The sequence below is a fragment of the Xanthobacter autotrophicus ATCC 700552 genome (assembly GCF_043194565.1).
Taxonomy (GTDB): Bacteria; Pseudomonadota; Alphaproteobacteria; order Rhizobiales; family Xanthobacteraceae; genus Xanthobacter; species Xanthobacter autotrophicus_F.
This window is the reverse complement of the sequence record NZ_JBAFVS010000010.1, coordinates 103,556-122,824: the sequence shown is the minus strand read 5'-3', so window position 1 is coordinate 122,824 and position 19,269 is coordinate 103,556. Positions and strand designations below refer to the sequence as shown.

The following is a 19,269-nucleotide window of genomic DNA, read 5'->3' as shown; positions in this document are numbered from 1 at the left end:
CCGGCGCTACCCGGCGCCCGGATGGCCACACCGCCGGGGTCATAAGTGACGGATTTCCTTTACTTAACCCACCCTCAAGTCGCGGTGGACCCGGCCGTTCCGGTACCCCGCTGGGGGCTGTCTGAGGTGGGTCGGGCGCGCACGCGTGCCTTTGCCGCACGCGCGGATCTCTCCCCCTACCGGGGCATCGTCTCGTCCACCGAGGAGAAGGCGAAGGAGACCGCCGCGCTCCTCGCCGCGGCCCTCGGCCTCCCCGTCGAGGTGCGCGAGCGGATGGAGGAGAACGACCGCTCTGCAACAGGTTACCTGCCGGAAGTGCAATTCCAGCAGATGGCCGATGCCTTCTTTGCCCGGCCGCATGAGAGCGTCGCGGGCTGGGAGCGGGCCCAGGTCGCGCAGGCGCGAATCGTCGACGCCGTCACCCGAACCCTCGCCGAAGGGCGCGACCATCAGCGGCTTCCAGTCCTGTTTGTGGGCCATGGCGGGGTTGGCACCTTGCTTCTGTGCCATCTGGCGGGCTACCCCATCTCCCGCATTCACGACCAGCCGCCGGTGGGCGGCGGCTGCTGGTTCCGCGCCGGCGCGGGACAGCGCCCGGACCGCTGGCGCACGATGGAGGAGGGCGCATGAGCCTTGTCGATGCGAAAGTCCGCGACCGCATGATCGTGGCGCTCGACTATCCCAGCGTGAGCACGGCCGAGGCTTTGGTCTGGCAGCTCGGCGACATCGTGACCTTCTACAAGATCGGCCTTGAACTCTCCATCGCGGGAGGGCTGGACCTTGCCGCCGACCTCATCGGCGCCGGCAAGAAGGTGTTTCTCGACCTCAAGCTGCACGACATCGGCACCACGGTGGAGCGAGCCACCGCCGCGGCGGCGGAGCGGGGGGTGCACATTCTCACCGTCCATGCCTATCCCCAGACCATGGCGGCGGCGGCGCGGGGGGCCAAGGGCAGCCCGCTCGAAGTTCTGGGGGTGACGGTGCTCACCTCCTATGACGACGCGGACCTTGCCGCGGCGGGCTACCGCATGGGCGTGACCGACACCGTGCGCCTCAGGGCGGCGCAGGCGCGGGAGGCCGGCATCGCCGGGGTGATCTGCGCGCCCACCGACGCGGCCATGGTCCGCGCCATCCTCGGGCCGGATGGCCGGGTGGTGACGCCGGGCGTGCGGCCGAAGGGGGCGGACGTGGGCGACCAGAAGCGCATCGCCACTCCGGGCGAGGCCATCGCGGCGGGCGCCGACCGCATCGTGGTGGGTCGCCCGGTGACGGCGGCCGCCGATCCGGTGGCGGCGGCCGAGGCCATCCTCGCGGAACTGGCGGGCGCCTGAGGCAGAACGGGCCTGGGGCAGAACGGGCCCGAGGCAAGGGCGCCTGGGGCAAGGCGCCTGAGGCAGAATGGGCACGGGTCAGGCCGAGCCGGGGCAACTGGAGGCGGGGCGATGGCGAAGGGCTACTGGTTCCTCAATCTCGACGTGGTCAACCCGGTGGACTACATCACCTACCGGGAGGCCAACGCCCGTTTCGCGGCGGAGCACAATCTGCTCTTCGTCGTGCGCGGCGGCGATTTCGAGCACCTGGAAGGCATCAAGCGCCACCGCAACGTGCTGGTGGAACTGCCCTCCTTCGACGTGGCGGTTTCCACCTACGAGGCGCCGGACTACCAGCCGGTGAGGGCCCTGCGCCGGGCCACCGCCATCGCCGACCTTGCGGCGGTGGAGGGCTATGAGGGGCCCCAGCCGTCGGCGGCGCCCCCGCCCGAGGGCACGCCGGACAAGCCCCGCGGCTACTGGATGGCGAAGGTCGATGTCACCGACCCGGAGCGCTACAAGGATTATGTGGCGGCCAACGCCGAGCCCTTCGCCGAATACGGCGCATGGTTCCTGGTGCGCGGCGGCCGGCACCAGCTGCTGGATGGCCGCGGGCGCGCGCGCTATGTGGTGATCGCCTTCCGCGACATGGAGACGGCGCGGGCCTGCTATTTCTCGCCGGGCTACCAGCGGGCGCTGGCCATCCGCCAGTCGGCGTCGGTGGCGGACCTGTTCCTGATCTCCGGCTATACCGGGCGCGAGCCGCCGCCGGCCTGACGGCCCGCCGACCGCTCGATCCGCCCATCGCCCGCGAAACGCCCGGAATGCTCCGTCCGGCCAAGCCAAGGACCAAGACTGTGTCTGAACTGCGCATCGTCATCTCCGGCGCCGGCGGCCGCATGGGCCGCGCCCTGATCCGGGCCATCTCGGAGACGGAGGGCCTCACGCTGGTGGGTGCCCTGGAATATTCGGGCTCGTCCCATCTGGGCGAGGATGCCGGGATCATGAGCGGCCTGAATGCCAACGGCGTGACCGTGGAGAGCGACGCGGCGCCCACCCTCAACGGTGCCGACGTGGTGGTGGATTTCTCCAGCCCCTCCGCCTCGGTACGGCTGGCCGAGACCCTCGCGGGGGCGGGCATCGCCCATGTCATCGGCACCACCGGCTTCTCCAACGAGGACAACGCGGCCATTGCCGCCGCCGCCCGGCGCACGCCCATCATGAAGTCCGGCAACATGAGCCTCGGGGTGAACCTGCTGGCCGCCCTCACCCGCCGCGTGGCGGCGACGCTGGACGACAGCTTCGACATCGAGATCGTGGAGATGCACCACAACAAGAAGGTGGATGCGCCCTCCGGCACGGCGCTGCTTTTGGGCGAGGCCGCCGCGCAGGGCCGCGGGCGCCACCTCGACGACTGCTCCGAGCGCGGCCGCGACGGGGTCACCGGCGCGCGCAAGCCGGGCGCCATCGGCTTCGCCAGCCTGCGCGGCGGCTCGGTGGTGGGCGAGCACATGGTGATCTTCGCCGGCCAGGCCGAGCGCATCGAGCTGGTGCACAAGGCCGAGGACCGCATGATCTTCGCCCGCGGCGCGCTGACGGCGGCGCGCTGGCTGAAGGGCCGCGAGCCGGGCCTGTATTCCATGGCCGATGTGCTCGGCCTCGGCGATTTCTGAGCGCCGACGCCCGAGCGCCGATTTCTTGCCCGCAGACTTTTGCGCCGGGAGCCACGCCCGGAGACAAGCCCGCGCGGCGATTGAGCGAAACCCGTTGTGGGCGAAACCCTCTTGGCGCCGGTCGCAGACCGGGGCTGTTCGTCTAAGGAGCTTTCCATGTCCGACCGCATCCTCGTCCTCGTCCGTCACGGGCAGAGCGAGTGGAACCTGAAGAACCTGTTCACCGGGTGGCGCGACCCGGACCTCACCGCGCAGGGCGTTTCCGAGGCCAAGCGCGCCGGCGCGCTGCTCAAGGCCGAGGGGCTGACCTTCGACGTGGCCTTCACCTCCGACCTCACCCGCGCCCAGAAGACGCTCGGCCTCATCCTCAGCGAGATGGGCCAGGAGGGCGTGCCCACCACCCGCAACGTGGCGCTGAACGAGCGCGACTACGGCGACCTCGCCGGCCTCAACAAGGATGACGCCCGCGCCAAGTGGGGCGACGAGCAGGTGCACATCTGGCGCCGCTCCTACGACATTGCCCCGCCCGGCGGCGAGAGCCTGCGCGACACGGTGGCCCGCACGCTGCCCTATTACGTGCAGGAGATCCTGCCCTGCGTGCTGCGCGGCCAGACCACGCTGGTGGCCGCCCACGGCAATTCGCTGCGCGCGCTCATCATGACGCTGGAGAAGCTGTCCCCGGAAGGCATTGTGAAGCGTGAGCTGAGCACCGGAGCACCCATCGTCTACCGGCTGGCGGCGGATTCCACCGTGGCGGAGAAGCGCGACCTGGTGGTGTGAGTTGGGGGCCGGGGGCTGGTTCGCTTTAAGATTGAGGACCGCCGGTGAACCCTCTCCCGCCCGAGGCCGGATGTTTCCGGCCTCGGCTTTTGGGAACGGAACTCGGCAGCCGCCGAGTTCCGGCGGGGGAGGGCAGGGAGGGGGCTGGAGCCTCTCCGCATACCCGTCCGCCCGCCGGTGTCCTGCCCCGGCGCCTTGCCCCCACCCCAGCCCTCCCCCGCACGCGGGAGAGGGGGTAAGGCCGGTGCCGGGTGGCATGCAGGGTTTAGGATTGAGTGCCGTTAGGGAACCCTACCCCTGCTCGTGGAGCAGTCGGGCCACCGCCGCGCGCAGCTCGGGGAAGCCGGCGCCGGTCTGGCTGGAGGTGGGGAAGACGATGGGGTAGGCCGCCGGCCGCCGCTTGATCTTGTCCTCAACGCCCGCGATCACCGCCGGCAAGGCGGTGGGCTTCACCTGGTCGGACTTGGTGAGGATGATGGCGTAGGACACCGCCGCCTTGTCCAGCAGGTCGAGGATTTCCTCGTCCACCGGCTTGATGCCGTGGCGGCTGTCGATGAGCACGAACACGCGGGCCAGGTTCACCCGGCCGCGCAGATAGGCCTTGATGGTGTGGGTCCAGGCCTCCACCTTCTCCTTCGGCGCCTTGGCGAAGCCGTAGCCGGGCATGTCCACGAGGCAAAGCTCTGGCCCCACCCGGAAGAAGATCAGCTCCTGCGTCCGCCCCGGCGTCACCGAGGTGCGCGCCAGCGCCTTGCGGCCGGTCAGCGCGTTGACGAGGGAGGACTTCCCCACGTTGGAGCGCCCGGCGAGGGCGATCTCCATGCCGACCATGGGCGGCAGCACCTCCACGGTGGGGGCGGCCGTGACGAACTGCCAGTCGCCGGCAAACAGCAGGCGGCCGGTTTCCAGGAAGGGGTCGGGCGCGTCGGAAGCGGTATCGGTCATGGGTGCGTTATCGGGGAGCCGGGCGCGCGGCGCAAGCCGTTGGTGTGAAGCCCGCGCGGCACGTGAGCGATGCCCTCTCGGCACCGGTCGAAGACCGGGGCCGTCGGCATCATTGCCGCTTGGCGCCCAGGAAGGTCTCGGCGAACCAGCGATCGAGGGTCATGGGCTGTTCCGGCTGGGGCGGCGGCGGCATCTGGCCCACCACGGCGGGCGGGCGGTCGTCCGGCAGGCTCTCCGGCGGCAGCAGGCTGCCCCCCGGCGCGCCATAGCCGGCGCCGCCGAAGCCGTAGGAGCGCAGGCCCCCCGGCAATTCTGCCACCGGCACGCCCTGGTGCGCGGTCTTCATCACCCGGCTCCAGATCTCCACCGGCAGATTGGCGCCGGACGCCTTTTTGGTGGGGGATGAGTCGTCGTTGCCGAGCCACACGGCGGTGACGTAGCGCGCGGTGTAGCCCACGAACCAGGCGTCGCGATAATCCTGCGAGGTGCCGGTCTTGCCCGCCGCCTCCCAGCCGGGAAGGTCGGCGCGGCGGGCGGTGCCGCTCGCCAGGGTCTCCATCATCATGTGGTTCATCATGGCCGCATAGGCCGGATCCATGACCCGGCCGGGACCGGAGATGTTGCGCTGGTACAGCACCTTGCCGTCGGCGCCCTTCACCACGTCGATGACGTGGGGGATGACGCCGATGCCGCCGGTGGCGAACGGCACATAGGCGCCGGCCAGCTCCAGCACCGAGACTTCCGAGGTGCCCAGCGCGATGGACGGGTTGGGGTCCAGCGGCGAGGCGATGCCCAGCCGCTTGGCCGTGGCCACCACCGCCTTGGGGCCGAACTCCAGCGCGAGGCGCACCGAAACCGTGTTCAGCGACAGGGCGAGGGCCTGGGTCAGTGTCACCGGTCCGCGATACTCGTGGGTGGAGTTCTCCGGCCGCCAGCCCTTGAGCTGGATCGGCCCGTCCTCCCGCACGCTCTCGGGGGTGAGGCCGTGCTCGATGGCGGTGAGGTAGATGAAGGGCTTGAAGGCGGAGCCGGGCTGGCGGCGCGCGGTCACCGCGCGGTTGTACTGGCTGTCGGCATAATTGCGCCCGCCGATAAGGGCTTTCACTCCCCCGTCGGTGTCGAGCACCACGAGGGCGCCCTGGCCGACGCCGAACTTGGCGCCGGATTTCGCCAGCGTGTCGTCCAGCGCCTTTTCCGCCGCCTGCTGGAGGCCGGAATCCACCGTGGTGCGGACGGTCACGTCGCCGGGCAGCTCCTCGCCCACGAAGGAGTCCAGCTGGTCCATGACCCAGTCGGCCACATAGCCCGAACTGTCGGGCATGCCGGCGCGGGAGAGCTGGGCCGGGCGGGCCAGCGCCGTGCTCGCCATCTCGGGGGTGATGAGGCCCTGCTGGCGCATGGCGGCCAGCACCAGTCCGGCGCGGGCCTGCGCGCCCTTGAGGTTGCGGGTGGGGGCAAGGCGGGAGGGGGAATTGACCAGGCCGGCCAGCATGGCCGCTTCCGCCAGCGTCACCTGCCGGGCGGACTTGCCGAAATAGCGCTGGGCGGCGGCCTCCACCCCATAGGCGCCGGCGCCGAAATAGACCCGGTTGAGATAGAGGTCGAGAATTTCGGCCTTGGTGAACTTGTGCTCCAGCCACAGGGCCAGCACCAGTTCCTGGATCTTGCGGGAGGCGGTGCGCTCCTGGGTCAAAAACAGGTTCTTGGCGAGCTGCTGGGTGAGCGTCGAGCCGCCCTGCTTGAGCCGCCGCGAGGTGAGGTTGGTGACCAGCGCGCGGGCAAGGCCCTCGGGATCGAGGCCGAAATGGCTGAAGAAGCGCTGGTCCTCGATGGCGACGAACGCCTTCGGCAGATAAGGCGGCAGCTCGCGGATGGGCACGGCGACGCCGCCCATGTCGCCGCGGGTCGCGAGCGTCTTGCCGTCGGCGCCCTGCACGGTGACGGTGGGCGGGCGCTTGGGGATCATCAGCGTCTGCATGGGCGGCAGCTTGGAGGCCTCCCACGCGATGACGCCGGCCAGCCCCAGCACCGCCCACACGCCGAGGATGAGGCCCCACTTGATCAGCCCGAACACCAGCGACCCGCGCCGCCGGCGCGCGGGCTTGTTGCGGTCCCTCGCCTTCGGCGGCGGATCGGCCCGGCCGCGGCGCGGCTCGGCGGGCGCGGGTTGCGGCTCGGGGGAGGGCTTGGTGGCGGCCTTGGCGCGCGCGGCGCGGCGCGGCGGGTCCACGGGGGGCGGGGCGGAACGGTCACGGGCGTCGAGACGGATGTCGAACAGGCTCTCGGGGCGCTCCAGCACCGGTTCCCGCCGCATTCCCTCGCCTCGTCCGCGTGCCGTCATGAAGGATCCCGTTGCTCGCGCCCCCGTCCGCTGCACTGCGGGAGGCACCCCCTTGCAGCATCAAAATGGGGCGGAAGCGCAGCGCGGCGGAAGCCACCCTAGCGGCAGCGGCATAAGGACCCGTTAAGGACCGCCGAGCGGGCCGGGCACGCGAGTACACGCTAGAGCATTTCCCCGTTTCACTGAATCGGGGAAATGCTCCAGGTTATTGAGTTCACGCGTTTTCTTTACGCGAACCGGTATCCACTTCGCTCGAAAACGCTCTAGCGGCAGCGATCCCAGAAGCCGGTGCGCCGGTCCGGCGTGCGGTAGTACCAGCACATGCCGTTGGCGGGAGGCGCTCCGACCAGCCCCGCGGCCATGCCCGGCTGGAGCATGCCCAGCGCCCCGCCGTTGGCCACCGGGCCGCCGGGACCCCAGCTCTGCGTGGGGGCACGGAGGATCACCGGCGGCACTGTATTGAGCAAAGGCACCGGGGTCGGGGCCGGCCGGAACGGCGTGGTTGCAGGGGGGCTCAAGGGGGTGGTGGAGGAGAGCGGCGGCAGCTGTGGCGGTTGCGTCAGCGGGCCGGGGGCGGCAGGTGGCGGGGGCGGCGGCAGGCGTCCGGTCCCGACGGGCGCGCCCACCGGTTTCAGTGGCGCCATCGTGGGCGGTGCCGTGGGTGGTGCCAGGGGGCGGACCGTTGGGCGCGTCATCGGCATCGGCTTCGGCGCCGGCCGTACCACGGGCGCCGCCGGGGTGAGCGGGGCCGGGCGGGCGGGAATCCCGAGGGGAACACCGACCTGGGCGCCGGCAGCGGCACCGGCGCCCATGGCCAGGCTCGCCAGCAGACTGGCCAGCATTGTCCCTCGCCTTGCGCCGTACATCATCGTCTCCTTGCGTCAGCCGCCAGGATCGGCGGCAAGATTGGCCCTTTGATGGGCAGCGCGGCGGTTTGGGAGGGGCGGAAAGGCGGGGTGGGGGCCGACGGCAACGGCCGTCCCGCCGCCGGTGTCCCGCCGCCGGTGTCCTGCCGCCGGTGTCCTGCCGCCGGTGTCCCTGCCGCCGGTGTCCTGCCCCGGCGCCTTGCCCCCTCCCCAGCCCTCCCCCGCAAGCGGGAGAGGGAGCTTCTGAGCCAATCTGCACCAATCGGCATTTCCACACCAACCCCCGCAAGGGGGAGAGGGAGCGGCGGCGCTTGGAAGGGGAGCGGGTCTCGCCCCCCACACGCTGTGCCCCTCTCCCTCAGCTTTTGGCGCGTTCGCTCTATGCCCCGGCCACGGCCCCCTCGCGGCCGGGATGGGTTTGCGCTAAAGGTATAAGCTGCCTTCCTCTTGCTGCCTTCAGATCGCCGAGCATGCCCATCGTCCGCACTCCCAAAGCCCACCGCGTCATCGGCGAACCGTTCGAAGGCACCAAGCTCCGGGTCGAGGCCCGCGAGATTGCCGCCGCCCACAAGGGCCGCGACCTGGATTTGCGCAATGCCGTCGTCGCCCGCCTCAAGAAGGCGCTTCAGGACGGCCGCGCCGAGGCCGAGCGCCAGCTGAAGGAGGACGGCTGCGGGCGCTGCTGCTCCATGCGGCTGTCCGCCCTCCAGGATGCGGTGATCGCCTGCGCCCACGAGGTGGCGACCAGCTTTCTCTATCCGGCCGACAATCCCTCCCGCTCCGAGCGCATGGCGGTGGCGGCGGTGGGCGGCTACGGCCGGGGCATGATGGCGCCGGGCTCCGACACCGATATCCTGTTCCTGTTGCCCTACAAGCAGACCGCCTGGGGCGAGAGCGTGGCCGAGGCCATGCTCTACATGCTGTGGGACCTGGGGCTGAAGGTGGGCCACGCCACCCGCTCGGTGGACGAATGCCTGCGGCAGGCGCGGGCCGACTTCACCATCCGCACCTCCATCCTGGAGGCGCGCTACATCGTCGGCGACAAGGGCCTGTTCGAGGATCTGGAGAAGCGCTTCGACAAGGAAGTGGTGGAAGGCACCGGCGCCGAGTTCGTCGCCGCCAAGATGGCCGAGCGGGAAGAGCGGCTGCGCCGCTCCGGCCAGTCGCGCTATCTGGTCGAGCCGAACGTGAAGGAGAGCAAGGGCGGCCTGCGCGACCTGCACACCCTGTTCTGGATCGCCAAGTACGTCTACCGGGTGCAGACCACCGACGAGCTGGTGCAGAAGGGCGTGTTCACCCGCGAGGAGGCGCGCCTTTTCACCAAGTGCGAGGACTTCCTGTGGTCGGTGCGCTGCCATCTCCACTTCCTCACCGGCCGCGTCGAGGACCGCCTCTCCTTCGACGTGCAGCGGGAGATGGCCCAGCGCCTGGGCTACACCGAGCACCCCGGCCAGCGCGACGTGGAACGCTTCATGAAGCACTATTTCCTCGTGGCGAAGGATGTGGGCGACCTCACCGCCATCCTCTCCGCCGCGCTGGAGGCGCGCCACGACAAGCCGGTGCCGGGCCTGAAGGGCATGGTGGAGCGGTTCCGCGCCGGCTCGCGCCGCATCACCCTGAAGGAAACCCCGGACTTCATCCTCGACCATGACCGCCTGAACGTCATCGACGATCAGGCCTTCAAGCGCGACCCGGTCAACCTCATCCGCATCTTCCAGGTGGCGGACAAGCGCAACCTCGCGCTCCATCCCGACGCCACCCAGCTCGCCGCGCGCTCCCTCGCCCTCATCGACGCCGGCGTGCGCGAGAATCCGGAGGCCAACCGGCTGTTCCTGGAGATCGTCACCTCCAAGAACGCGCCGGAGACCGTGCTGCGGCGCATGAACGAGGTGGGCGTGCTCGGCCGCTTCCTGCCGGAGTTCGGCAAGATCGTGGCCATGATGCAGTTCAACATGTACCACCACTATACAGTGGACGAGCACCTGCTGCGCTGCATCGGCGTGTTGTCGGAGATCGAGCGCAAGGTGAATCCGGAGAACGGGCTCGCCAACGACCTCATGGGCACGGTGAAGAACCGCAACCTGCTCTATGTGGCGCTGCTGCTGCACGACATCGCCAAGGGCCGGCCCGAGGACCATTCGGTGGCGGGGGCGCGCATTGCCCGCCGCATCTGTCCGCGCCTCGGCCTGTCGCCGGTGGAGACCGAGACCGTGGTGTGGCTGGTGGAACAGCACCTCGTCATGTCGCAGGTGGCCCAGTCCCGCGACCTGTCCGACCGCAAGACCATCGAGAATTTCGCCTCCGTGGTGCAGAACCTTGAGCGCATGAAGCTGCTCACCATCCTCACCACCGCCGACATCAAGGCGGTGGGGCCGGGCACCTGGAACGGCTGGAAGGCCCAGCTGCTGAAGACGCTGTATTACGAGACCGAGCCGGTGCTTACCGGCGGCTTCTCGGAAGTGGACCGGGGCAAGCGCGTCACCGCCGCCCAGTCCCAATTCCGCAACTCCCTCGCCGACTGGTCGGACGAGAAGGTGGCCGCCTACGTCGCCCGCCATTATCCGCCCTACTGGCTGCGGGTGGACCTCGACACCAAGCTGCGCCACGCCCGCTTCATCGACGAGGCGGAGACCGCCGGCCGCTCCATCGCCACCCACGCGACGCTGGAGGCCGGGCGCGGCATCACCACCCTCACCGTGGTGGCGCCGGACCATCCCAAGCTGTTGTCCATCATCGCCGGGGCGTGCGCGGCGGCGGGGGCGAACATCGTGGACGCCCACATCTCCACCACCACCGACGGGCTGGCGCTGGACACCATCGCCATGCGCCGCGCCTTCGATCGCGACGAGGACGAATTGCGCCGCGCCGGCCGCATCCAGGAGGCGGTGGAGCAGGCCCTCACCGGCGAGGTGCGCCTGCCGGAGGTGATGGCCCGCAAGATCCCCAAGGGCCGCCGCACCTTCACGGTGGAGCCCGAGGTGACGGTGAACAACGCCTGGTCCAACCGCCACACGGTGGTGGAGGTGTCCGGCCTCGACCGGCCGGGCCTCTTGTTCGCCCTCACCAACACCTTGTCGCGGCTCAACCTCAACATCGCCTCGGCCCATGTGGCGACTTTCGGCGAGCGGGCGGTGGACGTGTTCTACGTCACCGACCTCATGGGCGCGAAGATCACCGGGGCGGCGCGCCAGTCCACCATCCGCCGGGCGCTGGTGGCCGTGTTCGAAGGCCCCGCCGAGGATGAGGAAGCCCCGCGCCGCGCCGCGCGGGGGTGATGCGGCCGACCGTGTAAAACGCGCGCGGGCGTTGCGCCCGCGCGGCGCCTGAGCGCGAGCTTCAAGCCCGCGCGGCGCCTGAGCGTCCCCACTCGGCCCCGGTCGAAGACCGGAGCCGAAGACCGGGAGAAGTGGCCGATCAGGTCTCGTCGGCGCGGGTGCGGATCCACTCCACGATGCCGGAGAAATCCTTGCCCTCGTTCCCCTCCGCCGCGAAGGCGGTGTAGAGGGCGGTGGCCGCCGCGCCCAGCGCCGTGGCGGCGCCCGAGGTCTCGGCGGCGTCCTGCGACAGCTTCAGGTCCTTCAGCATCAGCGCCGCCGCGAAGCCCGGCACATAGTCGCGATTGGCGGGGCTGGTGGGCACCGGGCCGGGCACCGGGCAATAGGTGGTGAGCGACCAGCACTGCCCCGATGAGGTGGAGGCCACGTCATAGAGCGCCTGGTGGGACAGGCCCAGCTTCTCGCCCAGCACGAAGGCTTCCGACACCGCGATCATGGAGATGCCGAGGATCATGTTGTTGCAGATCTTCGCCGCCTGACCGGCGCCGACGCCGCCGCAATGCACGATCTTCTTGCCCATCAGCTCCAGCAGGGATTTCGCCGCGCCGAAGGCGGCGTCGGTGCCGCCCACCATGAAGGTGAGGGTGCCCGCTTCCGCCCCGCCCACGCCGCCGGAGACGGGGGCGTCCACGCTGGCATGGCCCGCCGCTTTCGCCGCCTCGTGGAAGGCGCGGGCGGAGGCAACGTCGATGGTGGAGCTGTCGATGAACAGGGTGCCGGGCCGCGCCGCCGCGAACAGGCCGTCGGCGCCGGTGGTGGCGGCGACCACATGCTTGCCCGAGGGCAGCATGGTGACCACCACGTCCGCCGCCGCCACGGCCGCCGCCGCGCTGTCCGCCAGCGCCACGCCCCGCGCCTTCGCCCCCTCCAGCGCCGCCGGGGCGAGGTCGAAGCCGAGCACGCTGTGGCCGGCCTTGATCAAATTGCCGGCCATGGGCCCGCCCATGTTGCCGAGGCCGATGAATGCGATGGTGGTCATGTGGTTCCTCCCCGATGCTGCAGGGGGCCTGCCCCCTCCCCACCCCTCCCCCGCAAGCGGGAGAGGGAGCCGACCGTTTCCTACGGCCTCAATCTTCGTGCCCCAGCCGCGCGGCCGGGAGCGCTGCAAACCCTCTCCCGCCCGAACTCGCCTGTTGCCGAGTTCGGTTCCCAAGAGCCGAAGCCGGAAACATTCGGCTTCGGAGCGGGGGAGGGCAGGGTGGGGGCTGGTGCCTCCCCCCGGCGTGATGTCTGCGGGAAGGGCCTGCCCCCTCCCCAACCCTCCCCCGCAGGCGGGAGAGGGGGCGGGCCGGTGTTTCCGGCCAGAATTGTCCTGCCCCAGCCTCAGCTGGGAGCGGTGCAAACCCTTCCCCGCTTGCGGGGAGGTCCGCTCCGCTCAATTCCCCTGCGCGATCAGCGCGCGGGAGATGATGAGCCGCATGATCTCGTTGGTGCCTTCCAGGATCTGGTGGACCCTGAGGTCGCGCACGATCTTCTCCACCCCGTAGTCGGCGAGATAGCCGTAGCCGCCGTGGAGCTGGAGCGCCTCGTTGGCGACAGTGAACCCGGCATCGGTGGCGAAGCGCTTGGCCATGGCGCAGAGCTGTGTCGCGTCAGGCGTCTTGGCATCCAGCGCCGCCGCCGCGCGCCACAGGAAGGTGCGCGCCACCTCCAGCTCGGTGGCCATGTCGGCGAGGCGGAATTGCAGCGCCTGGAAGGCGTCGAGCCGTTGGCCGAACGCCTTGCGCTCGCGCATGTAGGCGAGCGTCTTGTCGAGGGCCGCCTGGGCCCCGCCGAGGGAGCAGGCGCCGATGTTCAGCCGCCCGCCGTCGAGGCCGGCCATGGCGATCCTGAAGCCGTCGCCCTCGGCGCCGAGGCGGTTTTGCACCGGCACCCGCACGCCCTCGAGGATGACGGCGCGGGTGGGCTGCACGTTCCAGCCCATCTTCTTCTCGTTGGCGCCGAAGGAAAGGCCGGGGGTGCCCGCCTCGATCACCAGGGTGGAGATGCCCTTGGACCCGTCGCCGCCGGTGCGCACCATCACCACATAGATGTCGGAGGCGCCCGCCCCCGAGATGAACTGCTTCTGGCCGTCCACGATGTAATGGTCGCCGTCGCGCACCGCCTTGGTCTTCAACGCGGCGGCGTCCGATCCCGCGCCCGGCTCGGTGAGGCAGTAGGAGGCGATGTGCTCCATGGTGGTGAGGCGTGGCACCCACCGGTTGCGCTGGTCGTCGTCGCCGAAGCGGTCGATCATCCAGGTGGCCATGTTGTGGATGGAGAGAAAGGCCGCCGTGCCGGGGCAGCCGGTGGCCAGCGCCTCGAAGATCAGCGCCGCATCGAGGCGGGAGAGACCGGAGCCGCCCACGTCGTCGCGCACATAGATGCCGCCCATGCCCAGCGCGGCGGCCGCGCGCAGCGTGTCCACTGGGAAGTGCTTCTTCTCGTCCCATTCCACGGCAAAGGGGGCGATCTCGGCGTTCGCGAAATCCCGCGCCATCTCGCGGATGGCGATCTGGTCCTCGGTGAGCGTGAACATGTCAGGGGCGCCAGTGATCGAGGGGGAGGATGGAGGAGGCATAGGGCGACGCCGAGAATTTCCGGACAAGGCGCAGGTCGGCGGTGACGAGGGGAAGGTCGAGACGGCGCGCGCCTTCCACATAGAGGCAGTCATAGACGGGGTGGTCGAACGCGCAGGCCATCCGCAGGGCCTCGGTCATAAGGTCTCCTGTGGCGAAGACGTTGCCGATGAAGCCCGGCAGGAACCCGATCGCATCGAGGGCTGTCCCCGACGTGATGTCTCCTTTGCGGGCCTTCTTCCACAAGGCATTGGCGACCTCTCCGAAGACAATCTGCGGCGCCCTGATGTCATCGGCGCCTTCGAGCAGGCGGAGGGCGCTTTCGACGTCCTCCTCCTTCACCAGCCATTTCACCGCCACGCTGGCATCGACGACGACGGCCTTGCTCATTCAAGGCCTTCCCGGATTTCATCCAGCGTGAGCGGGGGCGAAACCTTCAACGTCTTGGAATGGAGATAGCGGGTGATCGCCACCCGCTCCTCCGGCGTATAGGGCCGGTTCTTTTCCAGCAGGTTGCGGATTTCCTGCTCCAGCGAGATCCCGTTCCGTTTGGCCCGCTCCCGGTAGACGTTGAGGGTCTCGTCGGGAATGTTGCGGATCAGCACCTGGGCCATGGCATCCTCCTGCGTTCCTCTCGTGCTATCAAAAATGATAGCACGAGATTTCGGTTGCAAGGAGGAGGATGCACGTCTTCGCTCAGGCGCCGCGCGGGCTTGACCCGGCCCCGGCAGGCCGGGACCGGGGGCCTCACCCCATGGTGGGGATGACGAAGTCCGCGCCGTCCTTGATGCCCGAGGGCCAGCGGGAGGTGACGGTCTTGGTCTTGGTGTAGAAGCGCACGCCGTCCGGCCCGTGCTGGTTGAGGTCGCCGAAGCCCGAGCGCTTCCAGCCGCCGAATGTGTGATAGGCCAGCGGCACCGGGATCGGCACGTTGATGCCCACCATGCCCACGTTCACCTTGGAGGCGAAGTCGCGGGCCGCGTCGCCGTCGCGGGTGTAGATGGCGACGCCGTTGCCGTATTCGTGCTCGGTGGGAAGCCGCAGGGCTTCCTTGTAGTCGGGCGCGCGCACCACGGAGAGGACGGGTCCGAAGATCTCCTCCTTGTAGATGCGCATGTCGGCGGTCACGTGGTCGAACAGGCAGCCGCCCATGTAGAAGCCGTTCTCATAGCCCTGCATCTTGAAGCCGCGGCCGTCCACCAGCAGCTTGGCGCCCTCCTGGAGGCCGATGTCCACGTAGTTCTTGACCCGCTCCACCGCCTCGCGGGTGACGAGGGGGCCGAAGTCCGCCGCGCCGTCGGTGGAGGGGCCGATCTTCAGGTTCTCCACGCGGGGCACCAGCTTTTCCAGCAGCCGCTCGGCGGCGTCCTCGCCCACCGGCACCGCCACCGAGATGGCCATGCAGCGCTCGCCGGCGGAGCCGTAGCCGGCGCCGATGAGGGCGTCCACGGCCTGGTCCATGTCGGCGTCGGGCATGATGATCATGTGGTTCTTGGCGCCGCCGAAGCCCTGCACCCGCTTCCCGTTGGCCGCGCCCCGGGCATAGATATACTGGGCGATGGCGGTGGAGCCCACGAAGCCGATGGCCTGGATGTCCGGATGGTCGAGGATGCCGTCCACCGATTCCTTGTCGCCGTTCACCACGTTGAGGATGCCCGCCGGCAGGCCGGCTTCCAGCATCAGCTCGGCCAGCAGCATGGGCACGCCGGGATCACGCTCGGACGGCTTCAGGATGAAGGCGTTGCCGCAGGCGATGGCGGGGCCGAACTTCCACATGGGGATCATGGCCGGGAAGTTGAACGGGGTGATGCCCGCCACCACGCCCAGCGCCTGGCGCATGGAATAGATGTCGATGCCGGGGCCGGCGCCGTCGGAATAATCGCCCTTCATGAGGTGGGGGATGCCCACCGCGAACTCCACCACCTCCAGCCCGCGCTGGATGTCGCCGCGGGCGTCGGGCACGGTCTTGCCGTGCTCGCGGGCGAGCAGGTCGGCGAGCTTGTCATAGTCGCGCTGCACCAGCTCCAGGAACTTCATCAGCACGCGGGCGCGGCGCTGGGGATTGGTGGCGGCCCAGGCCGGCTGCGCGGCCTTGGCATTGGCGACGGCGGCGTTCAACTCGTCCGTGGAGGCGAGGGCCACGTGGGCGATCACCTCGCCGGTCATGGGCTGGTAGACGTCGGCATAGCGGCCCGACGTGCCGGGCACGTGCTTGCCGCCGATGAAATGGCCGATCTCGCGCATGATGGGGGTTCCCTTGTGGTGCGTTTCCAAAGCGGGGGTCGCCTGACCGGCGCCCTGTGTTGGCCGGCACATTGCCCTATCCTTTTGTGCACAGCTACGGCAATCTTCGCACCATTGATGTGCGTCAATCCACACCAACGGCTCCGGTCCTCGACCGCTGCCAGGGTGCCACCCAAGCGCCATGCGGGTTTGTCCCGGCGGCCTCCGGGATCACATGGGCGGGATCACATGGGCGGGATCATATGAGGGGGAGCCGTGCGCGCGGGCGATTTCGAGTGGTCGGACCTCACCTTCTTCCTCGCCGTGGCGCGTGCCGGCCGGCTGACGGCGGCGGCTGCGCGTCTGAAGGTGGAGCATTCCACGGTGAGCCGGCGCATCGGCGCGCTGGAGGCGGCGCTGGGGGCGAAGCTGTTCGATCGCCGGCCCCACGGCTACGGCCTCACCGCCGCCGGCGAGCGGCTGATGGCCGCCGCCGAGGGCATGGAGACCCTGGCGCTGGCGGCGCAGGGCGAGATCGGCGGGACGGACCTGGGCGTCGCCGGCACCGTGCGCATCGGCGCGCCGGACGGCTTCGGCACCTTCTTCCTCGCCCCGCGCATCTCGGCGCTGGCCGATCTTCACCCGGAGCTGGACATCCAGCTGCTCGCCATGCCGCGCCTGTTCTCTTTGTCGAAGCGCGAGGCGGATATCGCCATCTCTTTGTCGCGGCCGAAGGAGGGGCGGCTGCATGCCCGCAAGCTCACCGACTACCGGCTGGGGCTTTATGCGGCGCGGTCCTATCTGGAGCGGCATGGGCCCATCGAGAGCCGCGCCGGCCTCCAGCGCCACCCCTTCATCGGCTATGTGGACGACCTGATCTATGCGCCGGAGCTGGATTATGTGCCGCTGGTGGCCAAGGACATAAGGGTGCGGCTGAAGAGTTCGAGCCTCGTCGCCCAGCTCACCGCCACCCAGTCGGGCGCCGGGGTGTGCGTGCTGCCCTGCTTCATGGCGGACCGGTTCGCGGGGGAGGGACCCGACGCTTTGGTGCCCATCCTGCCGGGCGAGGTGGGGCTGACGCGCACCTTCTGGCTGCTCACCCATACGGATACGCGGGACCTCGCCCGCATCCGCGTGGCGGCGGATTTCATCGCCGGGGTGGTGCAGAAGGGCAGGGGCGTGCTGCTGCCGGGGTGATCAGGCGATGTCGTCGAGATCCACGTCGAGCGCGTTCGCGACTTTGCGCAGTATGCCGACGCTGCCCTTGCGCGCGCCGCTCTCGATCTGGGAGAGCGTCGCCGGGGCGATGCCGGCGGCCTGCGCCACCGTGCGCGCGGTGAGGCCGCGATGCTCGCGCCAGACGCGGACCTTGTTGTCCCCGTCGACAATACGCTTCACCACGGACGCGGGAACCAGCTCCTCTTCCCCCGCGGCGAGGCGCGCGCGAAAGGTGTGCACGGCTGCGAGGTCGCCGGCGGCTTCCACGGCGTCGAGCAATGCCTGGTAATCGGCTTCCGGCAGCACCACCAGCCGCTCGCCGCCGGGGGCGACGATGGTCTGGACGCTGGGACGCGCAGTGGCGGTCATGACCGGCTCCTATTCATAAGCGGACCCGCGCGGCGCGATGCGGATGATCGCGAGCACCGTGCCGTCCTCCGAAAACACCACCCGCCAGTCGCCTATCCTCAGGCGAAAGCAGCCCGGCTCTCCCTTGAGTGCGCTGACATTGTTGGCAAGCGATGCGGGATCGGCGGCATATTGCTCGATCTTGGCGAGGATGGTGCGAGATACATTGGCCGGCAGGCGCGTCAGGACCTTGAGCGCCGCCCGGCTGTATGTGATCTCTTTCATGGGGCAAAGTTAGCATAGTGCTAACATTCCGGCAACGCGCTGGTGGCGGAAGACCTTGCCCCATACCTTGACTGGCGGCCCCTATCCCCCTATACGAGCCGCTTCCCGATAGAGCGGGTGAGTGCGGCAGGGTCGTCTGGCCCCGCTTCGCGTTCCCCGCTGAAGACCAGATAAGAAGGACTTCTGCCATGTCCCGGCGGTGTGATCTGACCGGCAAGGGGGTTCTGAGCGGCCACAAGGTGAGCCACTCGAACCACAAGACCAAGCGCCGGTTCCTCCCGAACCTGTGCAACGTCACCCTTGAGAGCGAGACGCTGAAGCGCACCATCCGCCTGCGGGTGAGTGCCAACGCGCTCAAGAGCGTGGATCATCGCGGCGGCCTCGACGGCTTCCTCAAGAAGGCCCACGACGAGGAACTGTCCCCCCGCGCCCTCGAGTTCAAGCGCCTGATCGCCAAGGCTGCGACTGCCGAGGCGGAACCGGCCGCGGCCTGAGGCTGTCGTCCGGGGTTCCGGGCGTTCGAGACGAATCAACCCGCGGGCGGCCATGCCTCCGCGGGTTTTGTCGTTTCCGGCCGGGCGTGCTTCTGCCTCGGGGCCGAGCCGGCCTCACGCCAGTTCGGCCACCGCGTCGGTCAGGCGCTCCAGGTCTTCCGGCCGCGACAGGCGGTGGTCGCCATCCTTGATCAGGGAGAACACCACGTCGTCCTCGGCCAGGCAGCTGACGAGGCGCATGGCGTGCGGCCACGGCACGTCCTCGTCTTGCGCGCCCTGGAGGATGCGCACCGGGCAGCCCACCGCGAACGGCGCGCCGAGCAGCAGGTGGCGGCGCCCGTCCTCGATGAGGGCGCGGGTGATCACATAGGGCGAATCAGAATAGGCGGACGGCTTCTCGAATCGCCCCGTGGTCTCGATGGTCGCGCGCACCTCCGGCGGGAAACCCGCCCACATCAGGTCTTCGGTGAAGTCCGGCGCCGGGGCCACCAGCACCAGCCCCTTCAGGCGCGTCTCGCCCCGCCTGGCCAGCAGCCGCGCCAGCAAAAGCGCGATCCAGCCGCCCATGGACGAGCCGATCACCACCTGCGGGCCCTGCGTCTTCGCATCGAACACCGCCACCGCCTCCTCCAGCCAGCGGGAGATGGTGCCGTCCTCGAAGGCGCCGCCGGAGGTGCCGTGGCCCGAATAGTCGAAGCGCAAATTGGCGCGGCCATGCTCGGCGGCCCAGCGGGCCAGATGCTCGGCCTTGGTGCCGGTCATGTCCGATTTGAAGCCGCCCAGCCAGAACAGGCCCGGCGCCGCGCCGGCCAGCGCGCGCACGGCGATGGCGCGGCCGCCCACGTCGAGCCGGGAGAAGGTTTCATCGAGCGTCATGTCAACGGATGTCATGG

At 69.6% G+C, this 19,269-nt stretch carries 19 protein-coding genes; 8 read left to right on the top strand and 11 right to left on the bottom strand.

All coding sequences use genetic code 11. The annotated features are described in order from the left end of the window. Positions 1–45: 45 nt before the first annotated feature. The 5 genes from V5F48_RS12870 to V5F48_RS12850 all read left to right on the top strand — a co-directional run bounded on the left by V5F48_RS12870 (position 46) and on the right by V5F48_RS12850 (position 3,763). Positions 46–630 carry a histidine phosphatase family protein gene (locus V5F48_RS12870; protein WP_394259046.1) on the top strand — a complete coding sequence of 195 codons (585 nt, stop codon included), beginning with the start codon at positions 46–48 and terminating at the stop codon, positions 628–630. Next, positions 627–1,331 carry an orotidine-5'-phosphate decarboxylase gene (gene pyrF, locus V5F48_RS12865; protein WP_394259045.1) on the top strand — a complete coding sequence of 235 codons (705 nt, stop codon included), beginning with the start codon at positions 627–629 and terminating at the stop codon, positions 1,329–1,331. The genes V5F48_RS12870 and pyrF overlap by 4 nt, the downstream gene beginning before the upstream one ends. A 111-nt stretch (positions 1,332–1,442) precedes the next feature. Next, on the top strand, positions 1,443–2,087 hold the full coding sequence (locus tag V5F48_RS12860; RefSeq protein ID WP_394108927.1) for a DUF1330 domain-containing protein: 645 nt from the start codon (positions 1,443–1,445) through the stop codon (positions 2,085–2,087). 80 nt (positions 2,088–2,167) lie between these two features. Then, complete coding sequence (gene dapB / locus V5F48_RS12855; RefSeq protein WP_394108928.1) at positions 2,168–2,983, top strand: 4-hydroxy-tetrahydrodipicolinate reductase; 816 nt, start codon at positions 2,168–2,170, stop codon at positions 2,981–2,983. A gap of 156 nt (positions 2,984–3,139) precedes the next feature. Beyond that, the gene (locus V5F48_RS12850) at positions 3,140–3,763 is read left to right on the top strand and encodes a 2,3-bisphosphoglycerate-dependent phosphoglycerate mutase (protein ID WP_394259044.1); all 624 of its coding nucleotides are present in this window, start codon (positions 3,140–3,142) and stop codon (positions 3,761–3,763) included. 291 nt (positions 3,764–4,054) lie between these two features. Here the strand turns inward: V5F48_RS12850 and yihA are convergent, their stop codons facing one another. The 3 genes from yihA to V5F48_RS12835 form a co-directional block, all read right to left on the bottom strand. Further along, positions 4,055–4,708: a ribosome biogenesis GTP-binding protein YihA/YsxC gene (gene yihA, locus V5F48_RS12845; protein WP_394108930.1), complete on the bottom strand. Its 654-nt coding sequence runs from the start codon at positions 4,706–4,708 to the stop codon at positions 4,055–4,057. A 109-nt stretch (positions 4,709–4,817) separates the two neighbouring features. Then, positions 4,818–7,049: a transglycosylase domain-containing protein gene (locus tag V5F48_RS12840; RefSeq protein ID WP_394259043.1), complete on the bottom strand. Its 2,232-nt coding sequence runs from the start codon at positions 7,047–7,049 to the stop codon at positions 4,818–4,820. Between the two features lie 263 nt (positions 7,050–7,312). After that, the gene (locus tag V5F48_RS12835) at positions 7,313–7,891 is read right to left on the bottom strand and encodes a hypothetical protein (RefSeq protein ID WP_394259042.1); all 579 of its coding nucleotides are present in this window, start codon (positions 7,889–7,891) and stop codon (positions 7,313–7,315) included. Between the two features lie 494 nt (positions 7,892–8,385). Between V5F48_RS12835 and V5F48_RS12830 the strand changes: the two genes are divergently transcribed. Then, positions 8,386–11,190: a [protein-PII] uridylyltransferase gene (locus V5F48_RS12830; RefSeq protein WP_394259041.1), complete on the top strand. Its 2,805-nt coding sequence runs from the start codon at positions 8,386–8,388 to the stop codon at positions 11,188–11,190. A gap of 139 nt (positions 11,191–11,329) precedes the next feature. Here V5F48_RS12830 and mmsB read toward each other — a convergent pair whose 3' ends face one another. From mmsB to V5F48_RS12805, 5 genes are all read right to left on the bottom strand, one after another. After that, a complete protein-coding gene (gene mmsB, locus V5F48_RS12825; protein ID WP_394259040.1) occupies positions 11,330–12,229 on the bottom strand; it encodes a 3-hydroxyisobutyrate dehydrogenase in 900 nt (299 codons plus the stop codon). A 396-nt stretch (positions 12,230–12,625) separates the two neighbouring features. Then, positions 12,626–13,768: an isobutyryl-CoA dehydrogenase gene (locus tag V5F48_RS12820; RefSeq protein ID WP_394259039.1), complete on the bottom strand. Its 1,143-nt coding sequence runs from the start codon at positions 13,766–13,768 to the stop codon at positions 12,626–12,628. Between the two features lies 1 nt (position 13,769). Then, positions 13,770–14,198: a type II toxin-antitoxin system VapC family toxin gene (locus V5F48_RS12815; protein ID WP_394108936.1), complete on the bottom strand. Its 429-nt coding sequence runs from the start codon at positions 14,196–14,198 to the stop codon at positions 13,770–13,772. Continuing rightward, entirely contained in the window at positions 14,195–14,422 is a 228-nt protein-coding gene (locus V5F48_RS12810) for a FitA-like ribbon-helix-helix domain-containing protein (RefSeq protein ID WP_394259038.1), read from the bottom strand. The genes V5F48_RS12815 and V5F48_RS12810 overlap by 4 nt, the downstream gene beginning before the upstream one ends. A gap of 133 nt (positions 14,423–14,555) precedes the next feature. Then, positions 14,556–16,052, bottom strand: a complete 1,497-nt coding sequence (locus V5F48_RS12805) for a CoA-acylating methylmalonate-semialdehyde dehydrogenase (RefSeq protein WP_394038322.1) — start codon at positions 16,050–16,052, stop codon at positions 14,556–14,558. Positions 16,053–16,307: 255 nt separating this feature from the next. Here V5F48_RS12805 and V5F48_RS12800 point away from each other — a divergent pair, with 255 nt between their 5' ends. Beyond that, positions 16,308–17,228 carry a LysR family transcriptional regulator gene (locus V5F48_RS12800; protein WP_394259037.1) on the top strand — a complete coding sequence of 307 codons (921 nt, stop codon included), beginning with the start codon at positions 16,308–16,310 and terminating at the stop codon, positions 17,226–17,228. Here V5F48_RS12800 and V5F48_RS12795 read toward each other — a convergent pair whose 3' ends face one another. Continuing rightward, a complete protein-coding gene (locus V5F48_RS12795; protein WP_394259036.1) occupies positions 17,229–17,618 on the bottom strand; it encodes a helix-turn-helix domain-containing protein in 390 nt (129 codons plus the stop codon). It abuts the gene before it with no gap. Between the two features lie 9 nt (positions 17,619–17,627). After that, positions 17,628–17,882: a type II toxin-antitoxin system RelE family toxin gene (locus V5F48_RS12790; RefSeq protein WP_394259035.1), complete on the bottom strand. Its 255-nt coding sequence runs from the start codon at positions 17,880–17,882 to the stop codon at positions 17,628–17,630. Positions 17,883–18,070: 188 nt separating this feature from the next. Here V5F48_RS12790 and rpmB point away from each other — a divergent pair, with 188 nt between their 5' ends. After that, positions 18,071–18,376, top strand: a complete 306-nt coding sequence (rpmB, locus tag V5F48_RS12785) for a 50S ribosomal protein L28 (protein ID WP_394259034.1) — start codon at positions 18,071–18,073, stop codon at positions 18,374–18,376. Between the two features lie 114 nt (positions 18,377–18,490). Here rpmB and V5F48_RS12780 read toward each other — a convergent pair whose 3' ends face one another. Further along, complete coding sequence (locus V5F48_RS12780; protein ID WP_394259033.1) at positions 18,491–19,252, bottom strand: alpha/beta hydrolase; 762 nt, start codon at positions 19,250–19,252, stop codon at positions 18,491–18,493. Between the last annotated feature and the right edge of the window lie 17 nt (positions 19,253–19,269).

Coding starts and splice junctions, on each gene's coding strand:
- V5F48_RS12850 (WP_394259044.1), top strand. CDS start 3,140: ATGTCCGACCGCATCCTCGTCCTCGTCCGTCACGGGCAGAGCGAGTGG.
- V5F48_RS12830 (WP_394259041.1), top strand. CDS start 8,386: ATGCCCATCGTCCGCACTCCCAAAGCCCACCGCGTCATCGGCGAACCG.
- mmsB (WP_394259040.1), bottom strand. CDS start 12,229: ATGACCACCATCGCATTCATCGGCCTCGGCAACATGGGCGGGCCCATG.
- V5F48_RS12780 (WP_394259033.1), bottom strand. CDS start 19,252: ATGACGCTCGATGAAACCTTCTCCCGGCTCGACGTGGGCGGCCGCGCC.
- V5F48_RS12795 (WP_394259036.1), bottom strand. CDS start 17,618: ATGACCGCCACTGCGCGTCCCAGCGTCCAGACCATCGTCGCCCCCGGC.
- V5F48_RS12790 (WP_394259035.1), bottom strand. CDS start 17,882: ATGAAAGAGATCACATACAGCCGGGCGGCGCTCAAGGTCCTGACGCGC.
- rpmB (WP_394259034.1), top strand. CDS start 18,071: ATGTCCCGGCGGTGTGATCTGACCGGCAAGGGGGTTCTGAGCGGCCAC.
- V5F48_RS12820 (WP_394259039.1), bottom strand. CDS start 13,768: ATGTTCACGCTCACCGAGGACCAGATCGCCATCCGCGAGATGGCGCGG.
- yihA (WP_394108930.1), bottom strand. CDS start 4,708: ATGACCGATACCGCTTCCGACGCGCCCGACCCCTTCCTGGAAACCGGC.
- V5F48_RS12860 (WP_394108927.1), top strand. CDS start 1,443: ATGGCGAAGGGCTACTGGTTCCTCAATCTCGACGTGGTCAACCCGGTG.
- V5F48_RS12840 (WP_394259043.1), bottom strand. CDS start 7,049: ATGACGGCACGCGGACGAGGCGAGGGAATGCGGCGGGAACCGGTGCTG.
- V5F48_RS12805 (WP_394038322.1), bottom strand. CDS start 16,052: ATGCGCGAGATCGGCCATTTCATCGGCGGCAAGCACGTGCCCGGCACG.
- V5F48_RS12810 (WP_394259038.1), bottom strand. CDS start 14,422: ATGGCCCAGGTGCTGATCCGCAACATTCCCGACGAGACCCTCAACGTC.
- pyrF (WP_394259045.1), top strand. CDS start 627: ATGAGCCTTGTCGATGCGAAAGTCCGCGACCGCATGATCGTGGCGCTC.
- V5F48_RS12835 (WP_394259042.1), bottom strand. CDS start 7,891: ATGCTGGCCAGTCTGCTGGCGAGCCTGGCCATGGGCGCCGGTGCCGCT.
- V5F48_RS12815 (WP_394108936.1), bottom strand. CDS start 14,198: ATGAGCAAGGCCGTCGTCGTCGATGCCAGCGTGGCGGTGAAATGGCTG.